Source organism: Lysobacter sp. TAB13 (assembly GCF_052113885.1).
Classification (GTDB): Bacteria; Pseudomonadota; Gammaproteobacteria; order Xanthomonadales; family Xanthomonadaceae; genus Lysobacter; species Lysobacter gummosus.
The window spans coordinates 1-607 of the sequence record NZ_JBFRDR010000091.1 but is presented as its reverse complement, the minus strand read 5'-3'; the positions used below and the strand labels follow the sequence as shown (position 1 = coordinate 607).

Annotated in this window: 1 protein-coding gene; it reads right to left on the bottom strand. The window is 67.2% G+C overall.

What is annotated here, in order from left to right; genetic code table 11:
* On the bottom strand, positions 1–607 hold a 607-nt coding region (locus AB4Y92_RS25270; RefSeq protein WP_441822113.1), incomplete at both ends, for a hypothetical protein.

Here is a 607-nt window from a genome sequence, read left to right as displayed (position 1 = left end):
GCATGGGCACGGTCGTGATGACGACGTCGCTGCTACGAACGACATCGCTGGCGCCATCATGAGCCTCGGCCGCAAAGCCCTGCTCGCGGGCATGCGCGATGAAGAGATCGGTGGTGCGGCGGCTTCGACCGAAAGCGCGAACCTCGGTCAGACCGGGCAGCAGGGACTTGAACGCGGCAAGATGCGAGCGAGCCTGCAGGCCGCAGCCGATGAAGCCGATGGTGCGGCTCTCCGGCCGCGCCAGGAACTCGCCTGCTGCCGCCGACATGGCCGCCGTCCGGATCGCCGTGACGAGGTTACCATCGAGGACGGCCAGCAACTTGCCGGACGCATAGTCGTTGAGAGCAATCATGGCGTGGATGCCGGGCGTGCCCGCGCCATTCGTGGCGGGCGCCATGCCGAGCCATTTTGTCGCCGCCATGCCGATCGCGGGCGAGGCCGCGCAAAGCGATTGGAAGCCGTGGCCGGGACCGATCTCCAGCGCAAGCTTGGGCTTGCTCAGCGTCTGGCCGTCGTGATGAGCCTTGAAGATCGTCCTTACCGCCGCGCGGGCGAGCGCCGGATCGAGTTCGAGCCCGGCGATGTCGGCTTCGGCGAGATAGAGAAG